This is a genomic window from Bacillus sp. FJAT-27916 (assembly GCF_001183965.1).
Taxonomy (GTDB): domain Bacteria; phylum Bacillota; class Bacilli; order Bacillales; family Pradoshiaceae; genus Pradoshia.
The window spans coordinates 3,347,960-3,372,826 of the sequence record NZ_LFZV01000001.1 but is presented as its reverse complement, the minus strand read 5'-3'; the positions used below and the strand labels follow the sequence as shown (position 1 = coordinate 3,372,826).

Sequence of the window (24,867 nt, the reverse complement as noted above, 5' to 3'; positions counted from 1 at the left end):
TAGGTCCGAGGTGGAAGTGTGGCGACACATGGAGCTGACGGATACTAATCGTTCGAGGACTTAACCAAGAACAAACGCATATGCCAAACAAACATTATCCAGTTTTGAGAGAGTGAAAAAAGTTAAAAAACTCTTGACTAAAGTCAGAAACGATGTTAAAATAATAAATGTCGCTGACGAAGAAGTCTGGTAAAGAAAATGAAAATATCAAAGTTGTTTCAAAAGAAATGCAGATATTTAAATGAACCGATCCAGATGATAATATGATTATTCCGCAGTAGCTCAGTGGTAGAGCATTCGGCTGTTAACCGAACGGTCGTAGGTTCGAATCCTACCTGCGGAGCCATAATGGAGAGCTGTCCGAGAGGTCGAAGGAGCACGATTGGAAATCGTGTAGACGGTCAACGCTGTCTCAAGGGTTCGAATCCCTTGCTCTCCGCCATTATTAACTTCATAATCGGCCCCTTGGTCAAGCGGTTAAGACACCGCCCTTTCACGGCGGTAACACGGGTTCGAATCCCGTAGGGGTCACCACTTAAATGGAGGATTAGCTCAGCTGGGAGAGCATCTGCCTTACAAGCAGAGGGTCGGCGGTTCGATCCCGTCATCCTCCACCACAAAATTTTAGTATCACATTCCCATTGGCGCGGGGTGGAGCAGTCTGGTAGCTCGTCGGGCTCATAACCCGAAGGTCGCAGGTTCAAATCCTGTCCCCGCAATAATATGGTCCGGTAGTTCAGTTGGTTAGAATGCCTGCCTGTCACGCAGGAGGTCGCGGGTTCGAGTCCCGTCCGGACCGCCATTTACATAAATGATGGCTCAGTAGCTCAGTCGGTAGAGCAAAGGACTGAAAATCCTTGTGTCGGCGGTTCGATTCCGTCCTGAGCCACCATTTTGAATTAACCTTTCAATAAATACTATGATATAACTTAATCTAACATGTCATGCCGGTGTAGCTCAATTGGTAGAGCAACTGACTTGTAATCAGTAGGTTGGGGGTTCAAGTCCTCTTGCCGGCACTCTTAATATCGGAGGGGTAGCGAAGTGGCTAAACGCGGCGGACTGTAAATCCGCTCCTTCGGGTTCGGCAGTTCGAATCTGCCCCCCTCCACCATTCATAATAGGGGCATAGTTTAAAGGTAGAACAGAGGTCTCCAAAACCTCCAGTGTGGGTTCAATTCCTACTGCCCCTGCCAATATGGCGGCTGTGGCGAAGTGGTTAACGCATCGGATTGTGGTTCCGACATTCGTGGGTTCGATTCCCATCAGCCGCCCCATTAAAACTTTGGGCTATAGCCAAGTGGTAAGGCAACGGACTTTGACTCCGTCATTCGTAGGTTCGAATCCTGCTAGCCCAGCCATTTAAATGCGGAAGTAGTTCAGTGGTAGAACACCACCTTGCCAAGGTGGGGGTCGCGGGTTCGAATCCCGTCTTCCGCTCCAAACAACTTAATCATTGGCGGCATAGCCAAGTGGTAAGGCCAAGGTCTGCAAAACCTTTATTCACCGGTTCGAATCCGGTTGCCGCCTCCATAATTATGCCGGTGTGGCGGAATTGGCAGACGCGCACGACTCAAAATCGTGTTCCGTGAGGAGTGTCGGTTCGACCCCGACCACCGGTATCAGATGACAGTGTGCCAAACTGTCAAACCACATTAAGGTCCATAGCATTTTATGCTATGGACCTTTTTTATGGTTCTGTACTAATTGTTGGGCAGCAAGTTGAAAAGGAGAATGGCAATCTTGACTTTACATTGCCCGGTTTAATGACCAAATGAGAAATGAGGGCCTTAGTTATCTTCTTGAATGATTCTAGCACACATATAGTACTAGAGTTGTTGTTTTATCGGTAATGGCTAAGCCGGTCATATGTCTTTGTGTATGTCGATCACAAGCAGCTAACCTAGTTTTATGCCCTGCGGCATTATATGATAACTAGACATTTATTTTAATGTTAAAAACACTTATTCCAATGCTTCGGGATAAGTGTTTTAAATCTATGTCATATTGTTAGATCGCATAGTTGCATGAACTATTCAATAGTAATAGGGTTGTATAAGCACAGTTTAAATCAACTATTGTCTTTCTCCTGTTCATCTAAGTTGTATGCATCAACTTCTCTAATAAGGGTATTCTCATCTTCTTCATCAATTGGCAAAAGAGAAAATTGTATGGCAGAAGCTGCGTTTTTGCTGTTTCGAATGGCTTCTTCTTCCGAGTCCCCCGTAGCAATCACATAGGCGTATCGGTGGCCCATGGATAGAGGAGGGTATAGATAAGTCCCTTTTCGAGGTTTAACATATACATAGAGTACACCTTGTGATCGTTTGGCACGATTTTTTCCTGTAACGCTTTCTAGTATTCCTTGTTCCTCCACGGTTACATATTGACTATAGATGTGTTTTCTAAATTTTTTAGTGAAATCCGGCTTTATTCCTAATGCCATTTTCAATGTTTCTTCCACAAGATTAATCCCATATCCCCCTAATATCATTCGGTTCATTCCTGCTCCAGATATCCTTGGGTTAATTTCGATTAACTTCCATTTATCATTCTTTTGTCTTAATTCCAAATGGCATGGTCCATTTGTTAGTCCATGCAGTTTTATGATTCCTAATACAGCAGATTTAATTTTTCGGTGAAATTCATAATTTGGATTTAGCATCAAATTGTAACCTGTTACAATAAATCTTTTTTGCTGCTGAATATCCTGCTTAAAAATCGCAATGATGTGTACCTTACCAGCAACCACTACTGCTTCTACTAGATACTGAGGTTCTGACAAATATTCTTCAATAATAACAGGATCGTTTGGAAATTTATTGAGCAGTGCACTATACCCCTTGATTAGCTGTTTCTTGTCGTTTACTTGGAATACATCCTTAGAGCCAGTTGATTGCGGAGATTTCATCATTAATGGAAAATTAGGTAGAAGTTCGTTTAAATATTCATCTAAAGAGGAGTCTTTGTTTAATACCCAGTACTTTGGTGCATAGGGACTTGATGCTAACATCTCACGTGAGTATAGCTTGTTTTCATTTTTTCTAATAGCTTCAGTGCTGAAATGATTCACTTGATGCTCTTTTGCCAATAAGGAAGCCGTATAGCAATAAGGATCTACAAAGCTGATAATTGACTCAATCATTAATCCTTTATCCAGAAGTATTTGTATTTCCTTACGAATCTCTTTAATATTATCTAAATCCACTAATCTCATATAATGCACATCATGAAATTCGCTTCGTTTTTCTAGAAAGGAGGAACGCTTAGTGAATAACACTGTAAAGTAACCAAGCCTTTCTGCAGCTTGAATAGCTTCTCTGCTTGAACCTGATTTGGCAGTCTCTATAAAAACGACGGTTTTCAAAATGTCCAGACTCCTTTTAAGTCCATGAAGGAACGAGATTGATTGTACTTGGTCGGTCCTAATAATGTATTAATAAAAGGTGGGATTTGTGTGGGCCATAAACCTTTAAATAAAGGTGATTTCCTTTTTTTAAGGCTAAAGGCTAACAATATGACACGGCTATTTAACGAAGATATTGTCAGGATAGAAATAATTCAGTTCAAAATAGTATTTAACATACTTTTCTTCCGTTGGTATATTCGCCGCTACCTAAGGAAGGGAACAGCACCTCTTGAATAATGCAGCTAAAACTGATCTATTCACTTCTTTCTGTTGAAATGTTCAAGTGATTGTTGAAGGGATGTATACAGTCAGTTCCTTGAGAAACAGCTATTTTTAGGGGATTATTCTTCTTATTGGATTGGAGCCGTTACCTTTAAAGCTGTTGTTGCGTATTCTGATTTGGATTAAGTATCAGAATTCGTATGTAAGAGGTGTTTGAATTTGATAAGGATTGGTATGCTTCATCATAGACGAGATCCACGTAAGGTAATTAAATCTTATGCCTATGCCGCAATAGCGCAAGCGGAAGGTGCTGAGTTCGTCTATTTCTCCCCTCGCAGGGTGCAATTTGAGGATTCCACTATTCGTGGCTGGGTATTTGAAAATGGAGAATGGGTGGAAAGAGTCACTGCATTTCCAGATGTCATTTATAATGCTGGAAGCCCGGTCAAGCTTGCAAATAGTAAAGAGATTATTGATAAATTAAAAGACACTATTCCATTTACAAGTCATTCTATAGGTAATAAGATGCGGGTATATGAGAGGTTAAAAAAGGCAGAACAATTCTCCCGATACTTAATTCCCTCGGAAACTTTAGTGGATATCAATGTGTTATTTCAGTACATTGGTACCTACAGAAGAGTTGTCGTTAAACCGAAGAATGGAAGAAAGGGAGAAGGAATTCTGATGATTGAACGAGTGGGAAATGAATTTTGGGTACTGAAGGGTACAAAGACAATCAAGATGACCTACGATGAACTTAGAGATTTATTGACGGAGGAAATTGATAAAAAGACTTACATCGTTCAACCATATATATTATGTAAAACAAAGAATGGACAAGCTTATGACTTTCGCCTACATGTACAAAAGAATGGAGAAGGAAAGTGGGTAATTACCTCGGTCTACCCTAGAATAGGGGCAAGCGGAACAATCGTTTCAAATATTAATAGCGGAGGCTCCATGAATTATTTAGTACCATTCTTAAAACAGGAGTATGGTGATGAGTATTTTAATATTAAACGGTATTTAGAGGTCTTTTCACTCCAATTAGCACATCATATGGATGATATCCAAATCAATACATTCAATGAAGTCATCGATGAATTAGGTATAGATGTCGGTCTTGATGATAGCGGGAAAATATGGATTTATGAAGTAAACTGGCGGCCAGGCTGCCCGCCTACCTTTTATTTGGAAATGGATGTAGTTAAAAACATGATTCAATATTGCATGTACTTAGCGAGAAAACATCAAGTGGGATAAAACTACGATTGGTAATTTGGCCGATAGCTGGTGGGTTAGTCAATATAGTCAGTATTTACCGATTTGGCTAACCTTTCATTTCTTTGAAAAATGATATTGACATTTGACCTTTTTATCGGTATATTAATATAAGGATTTTTCATTTAATCCATTGAACAAATCGTTCAACTTATGCCGGTGTGGCGGAATTGGCAGACGCGCACGACTCAAAATCGTGTTCCTTCGGGAGTGTCGGTTCGACCCCGACCACCGGTATCCAGCATAAGGTGTTGCCAAGCCTTATGGGAAAAGACTCTCAACTAATTCGGTTGAGAGTCTTTTTTTATTCTGTCTTACCTATTGCCTTAATAACACAGAGAAGTTGAAGGTTCTCATCAAATAAATAAGAGAATCATGCCATAGTTTACATTTTTAGTTTTTACGAATAAGTTATATTAACTTTACTGTTTTTTGCGGCTGAACTTACTGTCATTCTGATGATTGACTCTTATCTGGCTCATCGTAGGTATATGCATCAAGACTACGATCAAATCGCTCTTCTTCAGCATTATCGATAGGCAGAAGGGAGAATTGAATTTCTGCGGCTGCATTCTTCGCGTTTTGGATAGCTTCTGCCTCTGTTTCTCCTGTTGCCATTACATAGCCGTATCGATGGCCCATGGATAAGGGCGGGTGAAGATAAGCATCTTTTTGCGGTCTTACATAAACGTTAAGCACGCCTGGAGATCGCTTTGCACGATTTTGTCCGGTAACTTTCTCTAATACACCACTATCTTCTATGGTTATATATTGAGTAAAGAGATGTTTCTCAAATATTTTTGTAAAATCCGGCTCTCTTCCAAGGGCTAATTTCAATGTTTCCTTTACTAGATTAATCCCATACCCGGCAACAATCATTTCGTTCATGGCACCTGCGGATATCCTTGGATTAACTTCGATTAGCTTCCATGTATCATTCTTTTGTCTAAGCTCCAAATGACAAGGCCCATTTGTTAATCCATGTAATTTAATGATGTCTTCTACAGCAGAGGTGATTGACTTGTACAATTCTTCATTGGAATCGAGCAGCAGGCTGTAACCTGTTACAATAAACCGTTTTTGGTGCTGGATATCCTGCCTGAAAATGGCGACGATGTTTACTTTACCAGCAACGACAACTGATTCTACGAGATACTGAGGTTCAGGTAAATATTCCTCAATAATAAAAGGCTGGTCTGGAAATTTCTTAAGAAGTGCACGCTGCCCCTGCAGCAGCTGGTTATCGTCATTTACTTGAAAAACATCCTTAGAGCTGGTTGATTGAGGTGATTTCATTATTAGTGGAAAGTTAGGTGCCATATCACTTAAGTAATCATCTATAGATGATTCATTATTGAGTACCCAGTATTTTGGTACAAAGGGGCTTTGCGCTAACATCTTTCGTGAGTATAGCTTGTTTTTCATATTTCCAATAGCCTCAGTACTAAAAGGATTGACTTGATACTCTTCAGCTAATAAAGAAGCGACATAGCAATATGAATCCATAAAACTAATAATCGATTCAATGATTAATCCTTTCTCTCGTAGTAATTGAATTTCTCTACGAAGCTCATGAATATTATCTAAATTAACCAGTCTCATATAGTGTACATCTTGAAACTCGCTCGGGTTCTCTAGAAAGGAGGAACGCTTAGTGAACAACACTGTATAATAACCAAGTTCATCTGCAGCTTGAATAGCTTCTCTGCTTGAGCCTGATTTAGCAGTCTCTATAAACACAACGGTCTTCAAATAGGCCAGTCTCCTTTTTGTCTTTTATGGAACATGATTAAATTCTTGTGTCCTTCTGATTAATGTATTGATAAAAACGAAAAGTGGTGCGGGTCAATATCCTGTGGAAGGAGCAGAATATTCGGAGACTAAACAAATGGGGGATTCAGCCATTCGGAAATGCTCAGGAGACAAGGCAATAAGAATAAGGGATTGAATATCAACTGACGGAGAACAGTTAGATGTAGAAAGAAGATGCAACAATTTGGAGACAAAGAACGGTACCCCTATATAGGGTTTATTCATAGAGAAAGCTCCTTTTAGAGGAGCTTTCCTTGCAATATATAGCGATCAGGGGCGTTCCCGACGTAGGTGAAGGGATAACAGGTTGTGAGGGTCAGTGTCGGTTCCTTCTTTTCGACAATGACGGTCCGGTCATCCTCATCGGTAATCCAGATTTTTTCGATGATATACGTGTATGGCTGTTCTTCATAGCTCACAATTAGTTTGTCGCCTGTCTCTAATTGTTCAAGGCCGGCAAAGACTGTGTCTCGGTGACCGCTTAGAACTGTGTGTCCTTGGCCTGGTGTGGTAGTCAGGCTGCTTGCAAACATGCCGACCCCTTTACCCAATGTGTTTTCATCTGTTCCCCAGTAAACCGTGAACTTTTGCTGGATTTTTGGGATGATCAAGGTGGCGACTTCTTCTCCTTGCTCATATTCCTGGGAGGCTGCCGTATCTATCTTGGCGGGCTGAGCTTGCTGAGATTCATAATTCTGCATCTCCTGTTTCGTTAATGGTGTTATAGAAGCACGGCTTTCCTGCCAGCTGCCAAAATTCGTCAACACTGTGTATATGCCTGCAATCAATAGTACTATACCTGCGATTCTACTAGCCACGATTCACCCCATGCTAAGGAGGCCATTCTTATGCCTTTGATTTGGTTTTTCTAAGTGCGAGGATACCGCCTGCAGCAGCGAGTGCAGCACCGACGGCCATCATGGTAACATTATCAGTGGCTGTATCAGGCAATGCTTCTCCCTCTGTTTGAGTAGATTCGGAATCTGTGCCTGCTGGAGAATCAGCTGCAGCTCCTTCATCTTTTTCTTCTTCTCTAGATGCAACATATGCATCATATTCACCTTTGTTCGTTTCGCATGGCAACCCATCATTATCACGATCTAAGTCATGAGGGTCATTGTTAGCACTGTACCCATTCTCATACCAGAATGCCATCACTTCTTCCTTGCTGGAAAAGTCTCCACAATTTCGATCATCCTCTGCAAATACATAAGCGCTTTGACCAGCCAACAAGAAACCTACTGCCATCATGCCTGCAAACAACTTCTTCATGTACATCAGCTCCATTCTGTCGAAATTGGAAATTTTATTCCAGTCATATTATGAGATGAATTGCCATAGATTTTCAAACGATACACCTCTTGTTTTGAATATTCAGTTATTTTATCCTATTCAACAGTAGGTTTGAACCAATCGGAAATTATGTCGAAAGTTGGACAAGTTTCTTGTCTTGTTTTTGTCGGGTTTTCCGATGGTGTGTATGGCAGGATGAATCTTTATTGATAGCCAGCCATCTCACAGCTTCTTTTTTTCTTTGTCCATAATAGGGTATACTATTTTTTAATATTCTAATATAACAATTAGTGAATTAAGGATGGGAAAAGATGAAGCAGTTGATCATATCGAAAACCATGATATTTATCTTTGTGCTCTTGTTTGTGACAGGCTTTGAGACTGTCTTTGGACAGGAGAATGTGCTGATTGGGGTTACGACAGTAGTAGCTATGCTTATGTATTTACAGAGGGACTTTACTGTGTCTCCGTGGAAGAGTTTATTGCTGCTTTTGGCGTTTAATTTATCCCAGGGGGTTTTCAGTCAGCTGGCTGTCATGAACCCATGGATAGGGCTGCCGATTAACTTCTTCGCAATGTTTATGGTTGGATACTTTTTTACTTCGAACATTAAAGGACCTATCCATATTGCGGTCGGGCTGCAATATTTGTTTCTGCTGACCAATCCGGTACCGCTGGAGGATTTCCCATTAAGGCTTTCTTCCTTGGCTGCTGGAGCCATCTTTATCATGCTGGTGCAATGGTTGTTTAACAGGAGGAAATTATCTAAACGGGGTAATCGCTATTTTCTGCAGGTTTGTGATCATTTACAGGAAAAGATCTACCGGATTCGTGACCACCAGTCAGATCAAGAGCTGGATGCCGCTATTCAATCAGACATCAATGAGTTCAGGAAGGTGATTTATTTCCGAAGAATCAAGGGTTATTATCTGACTCATGAGGGCAGAGTTCGATTGAAGATTTCTGTCTGTCTTGAAAAGCTGCATTTGATGTTAAGTCGTGCGGATGTTCATGACTGCCCAGACGAAGTCTTAAAGGCATTGGAGCTTGAATTGGGGCAGATGAAGGATTATATGAAGCATGGGACAGGCTTGTCTGATGATTCATTGAATCGCTTAAATAAAGCCCTTGAGGACTATGGCACTGCCTACATAGTGGAAATCATCAGTACATTAACGCTATTGCGTGAACTACTGGTGTACCTCCATACGAGTAAGCCTTCTGAGCTGAACAAGGTAGAAAAGGTGATTGGAATTCCAGAGGGACATCGGAACGGTTATCAATTAATTAAGGATATTAATCGAGATTCAGCTAGATTTACATACGCGTTGCGTTTGGGAATGACCATCACAGCAGCTGCTTTTATGGTTGATTATTTCAATATTCATGAAGGACGCTGGATAATATTCACGATTTTTTCTGTTACGCAGCCTTATTATGAGGCGGCAAAATATCGCTTTAAGGAACGATTGATTGGAACTTTTATGGGGGCAGCAATCTTTATTGTGGCATTCAATATTTTTCAGGATACGACCATGCGAACGTTCTTGGTTATGCTGGCCGGCTATTTGAATAGCTATGCGGTAGAATACCGAAATGTCGTTTTGACGGTTACCATCTCTGCTCTTGGATCGGCTGCACTCACATCAGGAGATCCAACTGTTCTGACAATGAGGAGAATTGTCCTTGTACTCATTGGAATAGGGATTGGCATGCTTGCCAATCGTTTTATCCTGCCGCATGGGATTGAGAAGGGGACAAGAGACTTAATGGAGGATTATAAAAAGGTTTCTCAGGAATTGCTGCGCGAGGTTTATATTTATTTAAACGAAAGAAATAATGCCCACACAATCAATCATTTGTTTGCTGCTTCAACCTTAATGGAGGAAAGAATCCGTTCGAATAATCAAATGCTTAAGGTTAGTGAAATGGATGGATTTCTTGCTGCTCAACGCCGTTTGAATCATGCAATCTATGAAGTGTTCTTACGAATGCAGAAGGAGGATGTGGATGTCCAGCTGTTTGGGGAAATATTTGAAGAACTCGATACGATTTTTCGTTCAGAGGAGGAAGGGATAAATGAGCAGGTAAGCCGTTTATATGAACGGCTTTACCTTTCCAAATCCCTTGAGGAATACGTATTGTTAAAGGATGCTTTGCGAATTTATAAAGGGTTTAGAAGACAGGCTTGTTTCGAATAATGACAAAGGGCTCTCATGTGTGATGAGGGCTCTTTTTGTATACATCAAACTTACTGATGGATTATTTTGACGGAAATAGACGATTATCTTCAGAAAGAAGGGTATAAGTTGTATATTCACATCTTTGGTGAAATTGCTTAACGCTTGGAAGGAGGATGATGATTTTGGATATTATTCTTTACGTGGCAATCTTCCTCCTCGTTTATTTCTTTTTGACAAGAAAAGGAAGAGGGCGAGAACGGGGAAGGCTCTTTGGTATTTTAGCAGCAGTATTGATTACGATGCTGATTATCGTGATTTTGTTTATTATACGCGGGATGATTCCGTAAAGGGGTTGAAGGATTGCAGGCATAATTGTCTGTGATCCTTTTTTATTTAATGGGATTGAACGCAAGTATTTGGCGGGGAGTTTGCAGATGTTTTTCCTAACTGAAAAAGGACTATCAATACTTAGTAGGGAATATATAAAGGAAATCATCATGGATATGTGCGAATAACGAATGGCAGGGGGGAGTCTATTGAAGAAGAACTGGTTTGTTTTAATTGGGTTGCTGTTGTTAGCAGGTGTGATTTCTGGGTGTAATGTGTCAGAGGCAAGCGGGAGGACGACTGTTAAGCTTAATGAGAATTCGGAGTATGTAAAGACATTCAAGGATTTACACCTTGGAGAGGTACTTGATTTTGATCTCACATGGGCCGACGCGGATGAGACTGAGGTGACCATCTGGACGGAGCAATATAAGGATGGGAAGATGGGTACAGAGCAAGCAGGGGGCATTTCTTTTAGGGAAAGTCCTGAGAAGAGCGAAAAGGGCCATCTAGGTATGGGGATTGTCCATTATGATGAAAAAAAAGCGATAGTTGTAGTCTACGGACCTGGGGTATCAGGAAAGTCGGAAGAGATAGAACTTGATTACTCAGGCTCTGCATACGGATGGGAAAAAGCTGTCGATGCTGAAAAGATTGAATTGGAATTAGGTAAAACGTATATACTGGGAGCTTATCGGATTTCTAAAGACTCTCATATTCAAAGCTATAATCTAAAAGATAAGAATGAAGTAGAGAAGATGATCAAGGAAGATCGAACAGGATTTTTGCTGAAGGTGAAGACAGAGAAAAAGTAAGTTTGAGAGAGGGCCTATCTACTGGATGGGCTCTTTTTATTGATTCACGATTGGCGTTACTCGGCTGAATAGGAGTGTTATTAAGTTCTTCATGAGTATTGCTAAATGAATGGAAGAAAGAGACAATCAAACTAGTGGTTAGTCTGCTATAGACTTTTCATGATTTGACGGCGATTTTAATATTCTTTGGTTATTGTGAGGTACTATATGGTAAGAAAGATGGATCAATCTAAATTTCAAGTGGATTATCTGCAAAGTTATGTTAGCTCTCCAGAAAGACAGCGAACGCTCTATCGAAAGACGCTGATCATTGTTGTCTTTTCTCAAATATTCGGTGGCGCTGGATTGGCGGCTGGCATTACGGTTGGAGCCCTTTTAGCGCAGGATATGTTAGGGACTGACAGCTTTACGGGGTTGCCGACTGCGTTGTTTACGCTTGGTTCAGCTTTGGCGGCTTTTCTAGTCGGAAGGCTTTCAGAACGGTATGGAAGGCGTCTTGGGTTAGCCACCGGATTTGCAGCCGGCGGTCTAGGTGCCGCTGGCGTCATTATTGCGGCGATGATGGATAATATTTGGGTATTGTGTGTTTCCTTATTAATCTATGGTTTTGGTACAGCAACGAATTTGCAGGCTCGTTATGCTGGTACAGATTTAGCTGCGCCTAAACAGAGGGCAACGGCCGTGAGTATTGCGATGGTTTTCACGACATTTGGAGCGGTTGCCGGCCCTAATTTGGTCGAGGTGATGGGGGATATTGCCTCGTCCATCGGAGTGCCTGCTCTTGCGGGGCCCTTTATTCTGGCAGCGGCTGCCTATATGATGGCAGGGCTGGTATTATTCATTTTTCTTCGCCCAGATCCCTTTATTGTGGCAAGAGCGATTGAACGGAAAGAAAGGACAATATCCAGTCCTTTATCTGAACAGCAGCTACAGCCTTTATCTAATAAGAAAGGGATCATGATGGGGGCTGGGGTCATGGTGCTCACGCAAATTATTATGGTGGCTATCATGACGATGACACCGGTGCATATGCAGCATCATGGACATGATTTAAGTCAGGTCGGATTGGTCATTGGGATTCATGTAGGCGCCATGTATTTACCTTCTCTTGTGACAGGTGTTCTGGTTGATAAGGTTGGCCGGACAGTGATGGCAATCGCATCAGGTGTTACATTATTAGCAGCAGGTGTGACAGCTACTATGGCACCGGCAGGCTCAATGGCTGGTCTTATGATTGCGCTGGGTCTGCTTGGGTTAGGCTGGAATTTTGGCTTAATCAGCGGTACGGCATTGATTGTCGATTCAACCACACCTGAAGGCCGTGCAAGGACTCAGGGGACGGTGGATGTTTTGATTGCCTTAGCTGGGGCTTCTGGAGGAGTGCTTTCGGGAATGGTTATGGCAAGTTCCAGTTATGCTGTGCTTTCACTTGCGGGAGGCTTTTTTGCTTTACTGCTCATTCCGCTGATTGTTTGGTCACGCCTGAAACAATCATAATCGTTTTAGTTTTCATCAAGAAATTATTACTATATTCAAATGAAAGGGGCAGGCTTTTAGTCTGCTCTTTTCTTCTAAAAGCTTGAAGGAAGAAACTTGCAGGGATAGCCCTTTCTTATCGAACTTGAGTGTCAATTTAGATTTATCCGTCAATTTGTACTATAATGGATAAATGTATTTGTACCATTACTATAGAGGGAGAGGGATTTTTTGAAGAACCAAAACAAAACAGCAGGAGTTCCTGGGATTCCAAACACCGGGTTTTTTGGGCATCCTAAGGGGCTATTTACGTTATTCTTTACAGAGTTTTGGGAGCGATTTTCTTATTATGGCATGAGGGCCATTTTGGTTCTCTATTTATATGCAGAAGTGACAAAGGGCGGTTTAGGCTTTGATCAGGCGACCGCGATGTCTATTGTGGCGATTTATGGTTCACTTGTCTATTTGTCCGGTATTATTGGAGGATGGATTGCAGACCGATTGTTAGGGACAAGCCAAACGGTATTTTATGGCGGTATTTTGATTATGGTTGGTCATATTGTTTTATCCCTGCCATTCGGTGTGGAAGCCTTCTTTATCAGTATGATTTTCATCATTCTTGGTACAGGCTTGCTTAAACCGAATATTTCAAGCATTGTCGGTGAGCTGTATACAAAGAATGATCAGCGCCGCGATTCCGGCTTCAGTATTTTCTATATGGGCATTAACTTAGGTGCCTTCACGGCTCCGTTTGTGGTCGAGAAATTACGATATGAGTTTGGTAGTTTCCATGCTGGATTCTCTGCAGCGGCTGTAGGGATGTTTGTCGGGCTTATCGTCTATGTCATTACAAAGAAAAAAAATCTCGGTCATCTTGGGGATGAGGTTCCAAACCCGCTTGCAGGGGATGAGAAGAAGAAATATGCGATTTCTATCATTGCTGGCGTGATAATAGCTGGGGTTGTTCTTTATGCGTTGGCGGCTGTTAATTGGCTGACGATTGACCGATTTATTTTACTCGTGACCATTACAGCCGTGATTATACCGGTAGTTTATTTTATCACGATGTACAGAAGCCCGAAAACGACTGGGGATGAACGCTCTCGGTTGCTTGCGTATATTCCATTATTCCTGTCTTCCGTTCTATTCTGGGCGATTTACGAACAAGGGGCTAACCTTCTAAATATTTATGCTTTAGAGAGAACGAATTTAACCTTGCTTGGACAGAAAATTCCACCAGGTGTCCTGCAAGCGATGCCGGCCATGTTCGTCATCATTTTCGCACCAGTTGCCGCATGGCTGTGGTTAAGGCTTGGCAGCAGGCAGCCATCCACACCGCAGAAATTTGCGGTTGGGTTATTGTTAGCGGGATTCTCCTTTATCGTGATGCTGATTCCAGGATACTTAAGCGGAACGGATTCACTTGTAAGTCCTTATTGGCTGATTTTAAGCTATTTGGTCGTTACATTAGGGGAGCTTTGCCTGTCACCGGTTGGATTGTCTGCAACAACAAAGCTCGCACCGGCTGCCTTTTCCGCCCAAACGATGAGTCTTTGGTTCTTATCTAATGCGGTAGCACAGGCCTTGAACTCGCAGATCGTCAAATTGTATACGGCAGAAACGGAAATGCTTTACTTTGGCACAATCGGCGGTTTCGCCATATTGTGTGCATTCCTGATGTTTGTCATCTCTCCGATGATTCAACGGAAGATGAAAGGTATTCGATAAGAGGTTTTATGTGGTCCCGGCTTTGCCGGGGCTTTTTTATGTAGAGAAATACGTTAAAAACATCGTCAGTGCCGTCCTTTAAGTCAAGTCCTCAATTTTGTGTAAATTACTAAAACAACTGTTTTCCGCTAACTTAGTTTGATTGGTTTGTTGTTTCCCCCTACATTTTTTTGAGCGAAACTTCCATGGTTCCCTAGCTCACAATCAGTGAAGGTTGTCAAAGATGTCCTTTCCTTTGACTACCTTCACTGATTGTGAAATCATCATGGATGGAAGTTTAAAATAGACCTATTTACCAAGAGATTTTTTCTTGTCATAGCTAGATTCTTGATAATGCATCAAAACAGCTCCCACTAACCGAAACGCAGATTGGGTGTTTGGAAAAATCCGTATGACCTTTTCTCTTCTGCGGACTTCCTGATTTAGTCGTTCCAGTGAGTTTGTACTGCGGATATGAGGATGCATCTTCGCGGGATGACTCATGTATTGGATGGTATCTTCATATCCATCATCAAGTATTTCCAGGGCCTTTTCATACTTAGGTTCGTCACTAAATTGCTTCATTAATTCCTCCTTGAAACGCCGGCTATCCTCTATTTTTACAGCTCCGAATACTCGCTTGATCATGCTCCGTATTTCTTCCGAATTCTTTTTGGGAAGCTTCTCGATTATGTTGCGCTTAAAATGGACATTACATCTTTGCCAGCTAGTCCCAATGAACTCACGCTGGATGGCCTTCTGTAAACCCTGATGTGCATCGGAAATCACGAGTTTTGGGGATTGGAGACCACGAGATTTAAGCTGTTGGAAAAATCTCGACCAACTTTCGAAGCTTTCCACATGATCTATGCTCAAGCCGAGGATTTCCCTTTTGTTTTTCTCCGTTATAGCTGTCGCTATATAGACAGCTTTTGATACAACCCGATGGTTTTCCCGCACTTTAATGTACATGGCATCCACGAAAAGATAAGGATAAGTATCCATATTTAATGGTCTATTTGCCCACTCGTTCACAACGGGATCCAACTTTTGAGTAAGAGAAGAAACAAATGATTTAGAGACACTTTCACCGCAAAGCTTTTCGATGATATGTGTTACCTTACGGGTAGAGACTCCATTGATCACCATTTCCAGCATGGATAAGATGAAGGCTTGGTCACAACGAGCATATTTCTCGAAGACCGTAGGGGAGAAGTCACCACTTCGAGTTCTGGGAACCCTCAACTCAAGCTTGCCGATACTCATCGTCAACTCACGATCATAGTAGCCGTTTCGAAAATCACGTCGCTGGTTGGTGCGCTCATAAGCCGAGGCTTGGATGAACTCATCTCTCTCTTTCTCCATGTACTCGTTTAAGACCAATACAACCGCCGATTTAATGACAGTATCTAGATTAGAATTAATAACGGATTCTTTTAAAATGTCCATATCAAGGTTAAACTGTAACTGAGTCATTTATATTCCTCTTTTCCACTAATTTTTCGTAGCTGAAAACAGTGTTGCCAAGAGTGAATAAAATGACTCTCTTTTTTTACACAATTATATGGACTTAATCGTCCTTTATGATGGGAATCATCCAAAAAACATTGTTTATGGGCGAACAGGCCGTAGTATGGGTGAAAAAATGAATGTATGGGCGGAAATTAAAAGAGATGAGCGAATTTTTAGTATTGATGACGTGTCTATAGTCATTTCAGGACAGGTTACTATATTAGTAGAATATACCTGTGCAGGTGTATAATAGATATGTAGGGAAAAGTGATAGACATATTTTGATGAAGATATCGAAGGGAGATGCTTTATATGAATCAAGTAGTTGTCATTACGGGTGCAGCAACAGGTTTGGGAAGAGCTACTGCATTAAAACTGGCCAAGGAAGGCTATCGTTTAGTGTTAGTGGATTTCAATGAGGATGCTGGGACACAAACGACAAAGGATGCGAAGGATTTAGGAGCTGAAGCAATCTTTGTTCGTGCGGATGTATCAAATGAAGATGATGTGAAGAAGTATGTGGAAGAAGCAAAAACGGCATTTGGAACAATTGATGTGTTTTTAAATAATGCGGGAATCATGGTTCCTTTCCGTTTATTACATGAATACGGCGCAGAAGAGTATGACCGTATCATGAACATCAATGTAAAGGGAGCTTTCTTAGGCATAAAATATGTGATTCCTGTAATGCTCGAAAATGGGGGAGGTACTATCGTGAATACTGTTTCCTCCAATTCCTTTAAACCAACGGCCTACAATGGCGTTTATTCAGCTTCTAAGCATGCTCTAGCTGGGTTGACCAAATCTATTGGGCAGGATTATCAGGGAGTGGGCATCTATGCTGTAGGGGTTGCCCCAAATAATATGAAAACGACGATTTCGAAGAATGCCAGCGTTACGATGAATCAGGAAATCGGGGCAGCGATTCAGGCTACTACACCTCCGAATATTGCGGCAACAGCTGAAGAAGTAGCAGAGGCCGTGATTTTCGCTATGAAGAATGGGAAATTACTCACAGGTTCAATCATTAACTGTGCAGGCGGTCAAATACTACAATAATAAAGATTCATAATCGACCAAAGGGATGAGAATAAATGATGAACTATCAAAACATTACGATTGCAGGAAGCGGCGTATTAGGAAGTCAAATTGCTTATCAGACAGCTTTCAAAGGATTTAATGTAACCGTTTACGATATTAATGACAATGCCTTAAACGAAGCGAAGGAACGCCTGACTAAACTAAAATCCCGCTATCAGGATGATTTAGGAGCGGCTCAGGAGGAAGTGGACGCAGCTTACGGACGCATTGCCTATTCAGCTGATTTGAAAGAGTCGGTTGCCAATGCGGACTTAGTGATTGAAGCCATTCCGGAGCTTGCACAAATTAAAACAGAATTTTATCAAAAATTAGGGGAGGCAGCTCCTGAGAAGACAATCTTTGCGACCAATTCATCAACCATGCTGCCAAGTCAATTTGCTGAGGCAACTGGACGTCCAGAGAAATTCCTGGCTCTTCATTTCGCAAATGAAATCTGGAAGAATAATACGGCAGAGGTTATGAAGCATCCAGGTACAGAGATGGGTGTGTTTGAGGATGTAATGGAATTTGCCCAAGCGATTGGCATGGTCGCTCTTCCGCTGCATAAGGAGCAGCCAGGCTATATCTTGAACTCCTTGCTAGTGCCGTTGCTTGATGCCGCACAAATGCTTTTGGCAAGAGGGATATCTGATGTGGAGACAATCGATAAGACATGGATGATTGCGACTGGAGCACCAAAAGGACCTTTTGCCATTCTGGATGTAGTCGGTATTACGACCGCCTATAATATCGTGGCTCAAAAAGCGGCAGTAACCGGCAGCGAGGAGCATAAAAAGCTTGCTGCGATGCTGAAGGAAGAATATATTGATAAAGGTAAGCTTGGAACAGCGACGGGTGAAGGGTTCTATAAGTATCCTAACCCAAGCTTTATGGATCCAGATTTTCTAAAAGCCTAACCATTCTTAAAGGATAGAAAGAGGAGAAGCAAAAGCTGCTTTCTCCTCTTTTCTATGCAAGGGCCGCTCTGCCGGCTTCCTTTCTTCTATGATACAAAATCACTGTAATCAGAATGATGCCTGCGGCAATCCAGATGGCTGTATACCCAAGGATGTCACTGAAGAATGTTCCAACTAAGGTGCCGCTGATAAAGGACAGAATAATAGCGGTAAAGCCTTTGAATTTCCGCATTGATTCCTCATCATGACTGACGAATGCCCCATAGGATGCTTGGGCGGCTGTTCGCAGATTTCCGGTTGTGATGGTGGAGTTATAGCTCCAATCGCCAAGTTTATTGAATGTGGCAATCTGAAGAGAAGAAACGAAGGCAATGGCCATGGTGATGATCATATTCGGTATGCTTGCCGGGAGGAAACCGACAATGAATAAGATAAGGAATTCGAGAGTAAGCACAGCTCTGTGACGAGGCTTGAGCTTATCCTTAATAAGCTCTGCTACAAGTACACCGGCAACAAAGGCAAGGAATGGAGGGACATTCTGGATGGCACCGCTGTATTCCTGGCTTGCCGCCCTCACGGCAAAAAGAACGGTGTTTCCTGTTTGGGCTGTGGCGAAGACACCGTCTCTCGTGATATAGGTGTATGCATCTAAATATCCTCCGACGAAGGCGAGGAGCATACCCATAATCAAGGAATTCGAGGAGAGTCTCAGACGGAAAAGAAAAGATTGATGCATAGTGGCAACTCCTTTTTACATGAATGGGCATTTTTCGTATGATGTCATTCTTTACCGAAATCGAGGAAATATGCGTATTGTTTCCAAATGAAGAAGAGGAGCTGTGATTATTATGTTTATATATCTTGATTTCAAGGTACTCAGTAATGATATAGTAAAGAGGAATCCAGACAGAACAGACGGGAGTGGTTTACTTGCAAACAATAGGATGGATAGGAACTGGCCAAATGGGTGAATTGATGGCTATGAATCTACTTAAAGCAGGATATAGCATACATGTTTATAATCGAACGGTGGAGAAAACGGCTTCTTTAGTTAAAGAAGGAGCAATTAGAGAATCATCGGCAAAGGAATTGGTCGAACGATGTGATGTGAGCTTTATTATGCTCTCTGACGCAAGCGCGGTGAAGGACGTGCTGACGAAGGAGGATGGAGTTCTTGCAGGGTTATTGCCTGGAAAGGTGATTGTTGATATGAGTACAATCTCCCCTGAGGATTCTCGTTCATTTGCTCAGCTTGTTACTGAGAGGGGAGGCATTTACCTGGATGCACCAGTCTCTGGTTCCGTCGGTCCAGCTAAGGAGGGTCAATTGGTCATTCTTGTCGGAGGAGCAGAGTCGGCAAAAGAAGCATGCCAGCCGTACTTTGATGTACTGGGCAAAGAGACTATTTATTTTGGTAAGAATGGAAAGGGCAGTGCCGCGAAGCTTTCAATCAATCTCTTGCTTGCGATTGTCGGTCAAGGGGTTGGAGAGACTTTATTATTAGCTGAGAAGGCAGGTCTTGAGAGAGGAAAAGTGCTGGAGATGATTTCTCAATCAGCTATGGCCACACCTTTATTTGCCGGCAAGAGAGAGATGTATGAGAAGGAAGAATTCCCTGCCGCCTTTATGCTGAAATTAATGGCGAAGGACTTAGGACTGATTAATGAGCAGGCACATCGCTTAGATGTTAGCTTGCCGCTTGCTGAAGCAGCAAAGGATACCTATATGTCCGCGCGTGACAGCGGAGAAGGTGATTCCGATATGGCAGCGGTTTTCGTCGAATTAAAAAGGAAAAATAATAGATAGAAAGCAATGAGAATACAGGGGAGCGGACTAAATAAAAGCTTGGTACATAGATAAGCCTGGAAGCATAGATTATCTAGTCTATGGAGATGTGGAAGATATCACACCAGGGAAAGGGGAATTACTAGTAAAGGTTGCCGCAGCAGGCCTTAATCCAGTGGATTATAAGATGATTGAATCGGGCAGCTCAAAAGCTGGACACGTTGGTCAAAGAGGTTCTGCTGTGTGAACAGCTTCCGGCAGGCTTGAGAAGGCTTAAGGAACGTCATGTTCATAGGAAACTCATTGTAAAAATGTAATGGCGGCGGCCATGCTCAGAGATTCGGCTTGAGCATGGTCGTTTTTTGTCGGAGGGAATAATGGTATGATGGCACCGTAGACAGATCATACACTCCTCTTAAGACCACACAGCAAATTCTACATTTTTTTAACACCCTATTAAACAAGTAAAATCGTGTACTAAATTGAAGGAGGAAGGGATGCATGCGGACAGAACGGAAACGGATTTCCGTAAAAGCATTACTAGAGATTCTTATTGTTTCAACAAGGCTTGGTTTCACCTCATTTGGCGGGCCGATTGCCCATCTTGGCTATTTCCATGAGGAATATGTGAAAAGGCGTAAATGGCTTGATGAGAAGGGATATGCGGAGCTTGTTGCATTATGTCAATTTCTCCCTGGGCCTGCAAGCAGTCAGGTTGGCATTGGAATAGGTATTGTCAGAGGAGGTTTATTAGGGGGGATAACCTCTTTCATTGGATTTACACTCCCCTCTGTCATTGCACTGATTCTGTTTGCCCTATTGCTGGAAGGGATGGATATCGGCGAAGCAGGCTGGATACATGGCTTGAAGCTAGTCGCTGTAGCTGTTGTCGCCCATGCAATTTTAGGGATGGCGGAGAAGCTTACACCTGATTTGAAAAGGAAAGCAATCGCGCTCATTGCCTTAATCATCACACTGGTTTGGGAGATGACGTTTACACAGGTGGCTGTCATTGCGTTAGGTGCATTAGCTGGATATATGCTGTTTAAGCAGGAGAAAGAAGAGGATGAGGCTCCATTTGAAATTCCTTTATCTCGAAAGGTTGCTGCAGCGTGTTTAATCCTATTCTTTGGCTTGCTCCTCCTGCTTCCTGTGCTTAGTGAGGCGTTCTCTATTAAATGGCTTGCTGTGTTTGATAGTTTTTATCGTTCGGGAGCGCTTGTTTTCGGCGGAGGGCATGTCGTCCTGCCGCTGCTTGAACAAGAGGTCGTCCCATCTGGCTGGGTCAGTGAGGAGTCTTTCTTGGCAGGGTATGGAGCGGCTCAGGCTGTACCTGGACCTTTATTCACCTTTGCCGCTTATTTGGGAGCGGTCATGAATGGCTGGGCAGGCGGGCTTCTGGCCACAGCAGCCATATTTTTACCGGCTTTCCTGCTGATTGTAGGGACTCTTCCTTTTTGGGCGGTTATTCGGCAGAATCCAGCTATGAAGGGAGCATTTATGGGAGTGAATGCTGCCGTGGTTGGTATCTTGATTGCGGCCTTTTATCAGCCAATCTGGACGAGCACGATCAAAGATGCGGCGGACTTTGCTGCAGCTGCTGTTCTATTTAGCATGCTGGCCTATTGGAAGCTGCCTCCTTGGAGCGTAGTTGTTGCTGGAGCCTTGCTCGGCATTGGATTAGAATTTTGGAATTAGAAAGAGTAAGAGAATATGATATGAGCAAAGGGCACCTGCAAATCGCAGGTGCCCTTGTTATATGAAAGCTTATGCTTCAAGCTTAAGCTGGCCGTCTGTAATCTTGTAAACCTTATCACAGTAGTCAATCAGGCGGGTATCATGTGTGACGACAATCGTTGTTTTTTTATTTTTCTTTGTCGCATCCTTCAGCATATCCATTACCTCAAACGCACGATCAGAATCGAGAGAGGCGGTCGGTTCATCAGCGAGAATAATGCTTGGGTCTGTATAGAGTGCCTTCGCAATGGCAACACGCTGGCGCTGACCTCCAGATAAGTCTGATGGGAAGCTATTTAATAGCTCGCCAATGCCGAGAGATTCATACATTTGCTCCAGCTGATTCTCTCTAAGATTATCCTTTTTGACCTTATCTAACAGCTTCATTTGCTGTTGAACGGTCAGGAAAGGAACAAGGTTAGATGATTGAAGGACAAAGCCAATCTCTTTCAGTCGAATGGAGGCGCGTTTCTTCTCTTTTAAATCGATTAAGTTATGACCGTTTATAAGCACATCGCCGTTGCTTGGAGTTTGAAGTCCTCCGGCAATAGTGAGAAAGGTGCTTTTGCCTGAACCGGAAGGGCCGATTACGGCAATTAGCTCGCCGGCCTCAGCTTTAAAGTTTGTCGGCTTCAATGCCTCAATTTCAGATTTGCCTGATTTGAATACCTTGTTTACATCCTTTAATTCTAGTAATGCCATTCTCATTAACCTCCTATTGCTTTCAATGGGTCGATTTTAACGATGGTTTGCACAGAGAATAGGGCTCCAAGGACAGATACGACAATCAAGATAGCCGCATAAAGAGCCATATCCATATAATTAAAGGCTACCGGTACAGCGGCTGGCAGGAAGAAACCAGTTAGAATGGTTAAGCCGAAACCGATAATAACCCCGAATAGGGCAAGCAGGAAGGTTTGCGCGATGACAGAGTTGGATAAATACCGATTGGATATACCCTGTGCCTTCATGACGCCGAAAATACTAATCTTCTGAATCGTTAAAACATAAAGGAAGATAGCAAGAATAACCGCTGAAACGATGAACAGAAAGTAAATCATTAAGGTGAGTGTTAAGTTCTGTTCCGTGTATCCAGGCATATTTTCAATGAATGATTGTGTTGATATAAGCTGCAAGGAATCATCAACCGTAATCTCATCAAGATTATCTGCACGGACTACATAAGCATTGATCAAGTCCTCGCTAGCTTCAGCTGCTTCTCCGTAACGAACCTTCTGATATGTCTCCATCGTTCCGTAGAGAACGGGTGCTGCATTGAATTTTGCATCCTCTGTAAACCCAACAATCGTTAACGTTTCATCAATGGAAGAGAGCTCAAGTTCATCTCCGACCTCAAATCCTTCGTCCTTTAGAGAATCATCTGCGATGACTTCGCCGGTTTTGTTGAAGCTTTCTCCTTCTATAACATCAGGCATAATGAATTCATCTTCCTTAATGCCGAATATGGCCACGTTCGCCTTATTGTCACCTGAAGTAGCGATGGAGTTGAATTGTCCTAAGACAGCTGTCTCAGAAGCGCCATTTCCGTCATATTCATCCTGCTTAAAGCTGGATTGCGGGAGGTTAATATCTGATTCATCTGTCAGAATGACCCCTTCTGCCTCCCATTTGTCAACGGCCTCCTTGTTTAGATTCTCGAGTCCATTAGCAAGGCCGGATAAGAAGAAGACCAAGTACGAGACAAGTGTTAGTACACCGATAATTAGAGCAAATCTGAGCTTGTTGTTTTTCATTTCATTCCAAGCCAGAAACATATGTCCACATCCCTTTTAATGTTTTTATATAAGTAATATATAGATAATGTATAATTTATTTCCCCTTTTAGCAAATAATTCAATCCTAATTTTCGAAAAAAAATAACCCTGGCAATTAGGAGGGCACTGAAAAAGTCCTTAAATCTTACTAAAGCCCCTGTTCCTTCAATCTATGGAAGGAACAGGGGCTTTTTTGTCGAATTCTTACCTTATCACAAAAAAGTGGGTGTAACGATGATTCAACGTCAACTGTCTATGAACTTAAGTCCTTATTCGGCTCTTTACGATTTAATAGTTCCTAACGATAATATTCTTCGAAGAATCAATGAGCTTATTGATTTTTCCTTCGTATATGATGAACTGAAAGACCATTATTGTCATGACAATGGACGGAATGCCGTTCACCCCATCCGAATGTTTAAGTATCTATTGCTAAAAGCCATTTATGACTTATCAGATGTGGACATCGTGGAACGCTCACGGTACGATATGTCGTTCAAATATTTTTTAGACCTGTCTCCTGAGGATGATGTCATAGATCCTAGTTCTTTAACGAAATTCCGTAAGCTCCGTTTAAAAGATCTTAATCTTTTGGACTTGCTTATCAATAAAACGGTCGAAATCGCCATTGAAAAGGAAATCATTAAAAGCCATTCTATCATCGTTGATTCCACCCATTCCAAGGCTAGATATAACCAAAAGACGCCTAAAGAGCTGTTGGCAGAGAAATCAAAGCTGCTTCGAAAAGCCGTTTATCAAGTGGATGAACAGATAAAAAATCAACTGCCAGCCAAGTCCAAGACAGAGGTCTTAGAGGATGAGGTGAGCTATAGCCAAAAGCTTATCGAGGTGATTGAAAAGAATGAAGTCCTACAAGAGTATCCTAAAGTCAAGGAAAAAATAAATGTACTGAAGGAAACCATTGAGGATATAAATGACCAGCTCCAATTATCCAAGGATCCAGACGCACGAGTTGGGCATAAATCAGCTGACTCTTCCTTTTTCGGTTACAAAACACATCTTGCCATGAGCGAAGAACGTATTATTACGGCCGCCGTTATTACAACTGGCGAAAAGAACGATGGAAAGCAATTGAAATCGCTGATTGAGAAGAGTCAAAAAGCCGGCATGGACATTCAAACCGTCATTGGTGATGCCGCCTATTCTGAAAAGGGAAATATCGAGTATGCGAATAAAAGTGAAATGATGCTTGTGGCTAAGTTAAATCCAGCGGTAACGCAAGGGACGCGTAAAAGCGAAGATGTTTTTGATTTTAATAAAGACGCTGGAATGTATGTCTGTAAAGCTGGTCATATGGCCATACGAAAGGCTCGGCAAGGAAAAAAAGGGGGCAGCAAAAATCAAGTTGATACCTATTATTTTGATGTGGAAAAATGTAAAGTCTGTCCTTTTAGAGACGGGTGCTATAAGGAAGGAGCCAAAACCAAGAGTTATTCCGTAAGCATCAAATCAAATGTACACACGGAACAGATACAATTCCAAGAAAGTGAGTATTTTAAAGAGAAATCGAAAGAA

General features: G+C 42.2%; 20 protein-coding genes and 16 tRNA genes. 28 read left to right on the top strand and 8 right to left on the bottom strand.

The features are described from left to right. The first annotated feature begins 271 nt into the window (after window positions 1-271). The 15 genes from AC622_RS16560 (at window position 272) to AC622_RS16490 (ending at window position 1,622) form a co-directional block, all read left to right on the top strand. Window positions 272-346: transfer RNA gene (locus AC622_RS16560), tRNA-Asn, on the top strand. A gap of 4 nt (window positions 347-350) precedes the next feature. Further along, window positions 351-442, top strand: a tRNA-Ser gene (locus AC622_RS16555). Between the two features lie 17 nt (window positions 443-459). Further along, a tRNA-Glu gene (locus tag AC622_RS16550) sits at window positions 460-534 on the top strand. 7 nt (window positions 535-541) lie between these two features. Further along, window positions 542-617: transfer RNA gene (locus AC622_RS16545), tRNA-Val, on the top strand. Window positions 618-645: 28 nt separating this feature from the next. Continuing rightward, a tRNA-Met gene (locus AC622_RS16540) sits at window positions 646-719 on the top strand. A gap of 6 nt (window positions 720-725) precedes the next feature. After that, a tRNA-Asp gene (locus AC622_RS16535) sits at window positions 726-802 on the top strand. A gap of 14 nt (window positions 803-816) precedes the next feature. Then, window positions 817-892 (top strand) — tRNA-Phe (locus AC622_RS16530). 54 nt (window positions 893-946) lie between these two features. Beyond that, window positions 947-1,019 (top strand) — tRNA-Thr (locus tag AC622_RS16525). Window positions 1,020-1,030: 11 nt separating this feature from the next. Then, window positions 1,031-1,114, top strand: a tRNA-Tyr gene (locus AC622_RS16520). Window positions 1,115-1,122: 8 nt separating this feature from the next. Next, window positions 1,123-1,196: transfer RNA gene (locus AC622_RS16515), tRNA-Trp, on the top strand. A gap of 5 nt (window positions 1,197-1,201) precedes the next feature. Continuing rightward, window positions 1,202-1,277 (top strand) — tRNA-His (locus tag AC622_RS16510). A 9-nt stretch (window positions 1,278-1,286) separates the two neighbouring features. Then, window positions 1,287-1,361 (top strand) — tRNA-Gln (locus AC622_RS16505). A 7-nt stretch (window positions 1,362-1,368) separates the two neighbouring features. Further along, a tRNA-Gly gene (locus tag AC622_RS16500) sits at window positions 1,369-1,443 on the top strand. Between the two features lie 15 nt (window positions 1,444-1,458). Further along, window positions 1,459-1,533 (top strand) — tRNA-Cys (locus tag AC622_RS16495). Window positions 1,534-1,540: 7 nt separating this feature from the next. Continuing rightward, window positions 1,541-1,622: transfer RNA gene (locus AC622_RS16490), tRNA-Leu, on the top strand. Window positions 1,623-2,071: 449 nt separating this feature from the next. On the opposite strand, the gene AC622_RS16485 is transcribed toward AC622_RS16490, so the two are convergent. Beyond that, window positions 2,072-3,367, bottom strand: coding sequence for an ATP-grasp domain-containing protein (locus AC622_RS16485; protein ID WP_082197184.1), 1,296 nt, complete (start codon window positions 3,365-3,367; stop codon window positions 2,072-2,074). 483 nt (window positions 3,368-3,850) lie between these two features. On the opposite strand from AC622_RS16485, the gene AC622_RS16475 reads away from it, so the two are divergent. Then, window positions 3,851-4,894 (top strand): YheC/YheD family endospore coat-associated protein, encoded by a 1,044-nt coding sequence (locus AC622_RS16475; protein ID WP_156185653.1) that lies wholly within the window; start codon window positions 3,851-3,853, stop codon window positions 4,892-4,894. A 173-nt stretch (window positions 4,895-5,067) separates the two neighbouring features. Next, window positions 5,068-5,149: transfer RNA gene (locus tag AC622_RS16470), tRNA-Leu, on the top strand. Between the two features lie 213 nt (window positions 5,150-5,362). On the opposite strand, the gene AC622_RS16465 is transcribed toward AC622_RS16470, so the two are convergent. From AC622_RS16465 to AC622_RS16455, 3 genes are all read right to left on the bottom strand, one after another. After that, entirely contained in the window at window positions 5,363-6,664 is a 1,302-nt protein-coding gene (locus AC622_RS16465) for an ATP-grasp domain-containing protein (RefSeq protein WP_049672058.1), read from the bottom strand. Between the two features lie 299 nt (window positions 6,665-6,963). Next, a complete protein-coding gene (locus tag AC622_RS16460) occupies window positions 6,964-7,542 on the bottom strand; it encodes a class D sortase (RefSeq protein WP_231589547.1) in 579 nt (192 codons plus the stop codon). A gap of 28 nt (window positions 7,543-7,570) precedes the next feature. Next, the gene (locus AC622_RS16455) at window positions 7,571-7,996 is read right to left on the bottom strand and encodes an excalibur calcium-binding domain-containing protein (RefSeq protein WP_049672056.1); all 426 of its coding nucleotides are present in this window, start codon (window positions 7,994-7,996) and stop codon (window positions 7,571-7,573) included. 332 nt (window positions 7,997-8,328) lie between these two features. Between AC622_RS16455 and AC622_RS16450 the strand changes: the two genes are divergently transcribed. The 5 genes from AC622_RS16450 (at window position 8,329) to AC622_RS16435 (ending at window position 14,546) form a co-directional block, all read left to right on the top strand. After that, complete coding sequence (locus tag AC622_RS16450; protein ID WP_049672055.1) at window positions 8,329-10,218, top strand: FUSC family protein; 1,890 nt, start codon at window positions 8,329-8,331, stop codon at window positions 10,216-10,218. A gap of 164 nt (window positions 10,219-10,382) precedes the next feature. Further along, window positions 10,383-10,547 (top strand): hypothetical protein, encoded by a 165-nt coding sequence (locus tag AC622_RS21100; protein WP_156185652.1) that lies wholly within the window; start codon window positions 10,383-10,385, stop codon window positions 10,545-10,547. A 189-nt stretch (window positions 10,548-10,736) separates the two neighbouring features. Continuing rightward, entirely contained in the window at window positions 10,737-11,342 is a 606-nt protein-coding gene (locus tag AC622_RS16445) for a hypothetical protein (RefSeq protein WP_049672054.1), read from the top strand. A gap of 207 nt (window positions 11,343-11,549) precedes the next feature. Then, window positions 11,550-12,839 (top strand): MFS transporter, encoded by a 1,290-nt coding sequence (locus AC622_RS16440; protein ID WP_049672053.1) that lies wholly within the window; start codon window positions 11,550-11,552, stop codon window positions 12,837-12,839. A 210-nt stretch (window positions 12,840-13,049) separates the two neighbouring features. Further along, window positions 13,050-14,546 (top strand): peptide MFS transporter, encoded by a 1,497-nt coding sequence (locus AC622_RS16435; RefSeq protein WP_049672052.1) that lies wholly within the window; start codon window positions 13,050-13,052, stop codon window positions 14,544-14,546. 288 nt (window positions 14,547-14,834) lie between these two features. Here the strand turns inward: AC622_RS16435 and AC622_RS16430 are convergent, their stop codons facing one another. Then, a complete protein-coding gene (locus tag AC622_RS16430) occupies window positions 14,835-16,001 on the bottom strand; it encodes an IS256 family transposase (RefSeq protein WP_049672051.1) in 1,167 nt (388 codons plus the stop codon). Window positions 16,002-16,349: 348 nt separating this feature from the next. Here AC622_RS16430 and AC622_RS16420 point away from each other — a divergent pair, with 348 nt between their 5' ends. Beyond that, a complete protein-coding gene (locus tag AC622_RS16420; RefSeq protein WP_053103776.1) occupies window positions 16,350-17,096 on the top strand; it encodes an SDR family NAD(P)-dependent oxidoreductase in 747 nt (248 codons plus the stop codon). A gap of 38 nt (window positions 17,097-17,134) precedes the next feature. After that, window positions 17,135-18,034, top strand: coding sequence for a 3-hydroxyacyl-CoA dehydrogenase (locus AC622_RS16415; protein WP_049673029.1), 900 nt, complete (start codon window positions 17,135-17,137; stop codon window positions 18,032-18,034). Between the two features lie 52 nt (window positions 18,035-18,086). Here AC622_RS16415 and AC622_RS16410 read toward each other — a convergent pair whose 3' ends face one another. Beyond that, window positions 18,087-18,770, bottom strand: coding sequence for a YoaK family protein (locus tag AC622_RS16410; RefSeq protein WP_049672049.1), 684 nt, complete (start codon window positions 18,768-18,770; stop codon window positions 18,087-18,089). A gap of 194 nt (window positions 18,771-18,964) precedes the next feature. Between AC622_RS16410 and AC622_RS16405 the strand changes: the two genes are divergently transcribed. From AC622_RS16405 to chrA, 3 genes are all read left to right on the top strand, one after another. Then, entirely contained in the window at window positions 18,965-19,840 is an 876-nt protein-coding gene (locus tag AC622_RS16405; protein WP_082197182.1) for an NAD(P)-dependent oxidoreductase, read from the top strand. Window positions 19,841-19,928: 88 nt separating this feature from the next. Beyond that, window positions 19,929-20,066, top strand: coding sequence for a hypothetical protein (locus AC622_RS21095; RefSeq protein ID WP_156185651.1), 138 nt, complete (start codon window positions 19,929-19,931; stop codon window positions 20,064-20,066). A 254-nt stretch (window positions 20,067-20,320) separates the two neighbouring features. Continuing rightward, entirely contained in the window at window positions 20,321-21,517 is a 1,197-nt protein-coding gene (chrA, locus tag AC622_RS16400; protein WP_049672047.1) for a chromate efflux transporter, read from the top strand. Window positions 21,518-21,586: 69 nt separating this feature from the next. On the opposite strand, the gene AC622_RS16395 is transcribed toward chrA, so the two are convergent. Together AC622_RS16395 and AC622_RS16390 are read right to left on the bottom strand one after the other, a co-directional pair. Then, window positions 21,587-22,258 (bottom strand): ABC transporter ATP-binding protein, encoded by a 672-nt coding sequence (locus AC622_RS16395; RefSeq protein ID WP_049672046.1) that lies wholly within the window; start codon window positions 22,256-22,258, stop codon window positions 21,587-21,589. A gap of 5 nt (window positions 22,259-22,263) precedes the next feature. Further along, window positions 22,264-23,331, bottom strand: a complete 1,068-nt coding sequence (locus tag AC622_RS16390; protein WP_049672045.1) for an ABC transporter permease — start codon at window positions 23,329-23,331, stop codon at window positions 22,264-22,266. A gap of 234 nt (window positions 23,332-23,565) precedes the next feature. Here AC622_RS16390 and AC622_RS16385 point away from each other — a divergent pair. After that, window positions 23,566-24,867: IS1182 family transposase (locus AC622_RS16385; protein ID WP_049673028.1), on the top strand; the 1,302-nt coding region annotated here is incomplete at its 3' end.

Coding starts and splice junctions, on each gene's coding strand:
- AC622_RS16415 (WP_049673029.1), top strand. CDS start 17,135: ATGAACTATCAAAACATTACGATTGCAGGAAGCGGCGTATTAGGAAGT.
- AC622_RS16430 (WP_049672051.1), bottom strand. CDS start 16,001: ATGACTCAGTTACAGTTTAACCTTGATATGGACATTTTAAAAGAATCC.
- chrA (WP_049672047.1), top strand. CDS start 20,321: ATGCGGACAGAACGGAAACGGATTTCCGTAAAAGCATTACTAGAGATT.
- AC622_RS16395 (WP_049672046.1), bottom strand. CDS start 22,258: ATGGCATTACTAGAATTAAAGGATGTAAACAAGGTATTCAAATCAGGC.
- AC622_RS16455 (WP_049672056.1), bottom strand. CDS start 7,996: ATGAAGAAGTTGTTTGCAGGCATGATGGCAGTAGGTTTCTTGTTGGCT.
- AC622_RS16410 (WP_049672049.1), bottom strand. CDS start 18,770: ATGCATCAATCTTTTCTTTTCCGTCTGAGACTCTCCTCGAATTCCTTG.
- AC622_RS16390 (WP_049672045.1), bottom strand. CDS start 23,331: ATGTTTCTGGCTTGGAATGAAATGAAAAACAACAAGCTCAGATTTGCT.
- AC622_RS16420 (WP_053103776.1), top strand. CDS start 16,350: ATGAATCAAGTAGTTGTCATTACGGGTGCAGCAACAGGTTTGGGAAGA.
- AC622_RS16450 (WP_049672055.1), top strand. CDS start 8,329: ATGAAGCAGTTGATCATATCGAAAACCATGATATTTATCTTTGTGCTC.
- AC622_RS16440 (WP_049672053.1), top strand. CDS start 11,550: ATGGTAAGAAAGATGGATCAATCTAAATTTCAAGTGGATTATCTGCAA.